Annotated in this window: 1 protein-coding gene; it reads right to left on the bottom strand. The window is 42.6% G+C overall.

What is annotated here, in order from left to right; translation table 11 throughout:
* Nucleotides 1–411 precede the first annotated feature (411 nt).
* Entirely contained in the window at nt 412–1692 is a 1281-nt protein-coding gene (locus SLH55_RS23015; protein WP_320324556.1) for an IS110 family transposase, read from the bottom strand.
* Between the last annotated feature and the right edge of the window lie 119 nt (nt 1693–1811).

Below are 1811 nucleotides of genomic sequence, written 5' to 3'. Positions count from 1 at the left end.
TCAGTTGATTGGAGCGGAAGGTGCTCGACTCCCTCGGAAAAAGTTATTATACCAGTGCTTACAACCGTTTTATTCTCTTGTGAAATTTTTTTGTGAATAATCTCAGCTAAATATATTCCTTTTTTTCTTATTTGTTCAAAATAAAGGGATATATGCTTACGCGTTGCGTTAAGAGACTGGAAGGGTCTCCCTTATTTTCAGTGATGGGCACATTTGATCTCTGCTTATTAGGTGGACTTACCCTCCCATATCTCCTGGCATCGAGTGCCTACATTCCTTCGTTGGGTCTCTCCCTAACGCAGAGGCCGGCGTATGCTCCTGCATGGACTGATCAGTAGATCGTCGAAAGTCGTGTATGGGCCGGCTTCTCAGTGTCTGGGTTTTAAAAGAACTACGTTCTCACTCGAAGAGTTAGGCTGCTTTGGGATGAGAGAGGAAAGGCATATCTCCCATCATGCGCTCTAAATCAAATGTTGTTTCATAATGGCTAAGACCATGACAAATTTGAAGTAACTTACGACAAAGAATCACAAGTGCTTCCTTTTTCGTTACTGGTTTCTCGCGATCATTACTGTAGTAGTCATAAAGTGCTCGAAACGCCGAATTTGAGTGTAGTAAAGGGAACACTGCTTTGTACAATAAAGCTCGAAGCCTTCTTCGCCCTCGCTTAGAAATCCTTTTTCTACCCTTTGATTCACCAGAAGAATTCGTTACCAGTGTTAATCCCGCGAGTTTAAATAATTGGCGTGGATCCTTGTAACGCTTAAGTGAACCTGTCTCGGAGAGTAGCTCCAATACAGTTGTTTCACTAATTCCGGGAATCGATGTTAGATAATCAAAGTCAGGCAATTGACGGGCAAGGGTGACAAGATTTTCAGTAAGCTCTTGGATCTGTGATTCATACATGAATAACTGGTCAAGCAACATTTTGATTTCCATGCGTGCCATTTCAGGACTGTCTTTCAATCCTATAGAATGCTTTGCCACTTGAAGGAGCCGCTCTACTTTCTTCTTTGACAGATAGCGAACACCCTTTGTCTGAAGAAAGTCAATCAGCTCTTCAGGCGAGAAGATCAAGAGATCTTCTGGTAAAGGGGCATATTTTAAGATAGCTTGAGCCTGTTTTCCAAGACCTTTGATCACGGAAGCGAACTCAGGAAAGTAAAGGTCGATCCATCGTCGGATGCGGTTTTGAATAGAGGCCGATTCTTCTTTTAAACGGACTCGATAGGCCGTCCCCCGGCGAAGCTCTGAATCGATTTGAGTCATTTCCCTTGGTATACTGTAATATCCTTGTGGCATCATTTTTGCGATGACCCGGGCATCTTTCAGATCATTTTTACTTTGTAGGTTATCGTCTAGCTCTTTGGTTTGCTTAACATGAAGAGGATTGACAAGGACATATGGAATGCCATGATCTGATAGAAAAGCTGCGAGATTCATCCAGTAATGGCCGGTAGGCTCAAAACCAACGATGACTTCCTTTTTATTATGAATACTCATTAGCTTTAAGATAGTCGCGTAAAAGCTTTCAAATCCTTGAAGGCATTGGCGGATGACAAAGCTTTTCTTGAGTTCACGTCCACGCTCATCTACGGCACAGGCGTAATGATTCCGCTTGGCTATGTCAATACCAACAACCAGTGTAGTGTCAGAAATTTGATTAATACGTTGATTTCGATTATCATGCATGTGAAGATCCTCCTTAGTTATGAGCGATTGGTTAGCACCTGCATCATAACGGAGGGTCTTTTTTTATGCAATAGATGAATTCTCACCTCACAGGAATAGCTCCTGCGGGAAACGCTGGA

The sequence above is a fragment of the Rossellomorea sp. YZS02 genome, assembly GCF_033963925.1.
GTDB lineage: Bacteria > Bacillota > Bacilli > Bacillales > Bacillaceae_B > Rossellomorea.
This window is presented reverse-complemented; position numbering and strand designations above follow the sequence as displayed.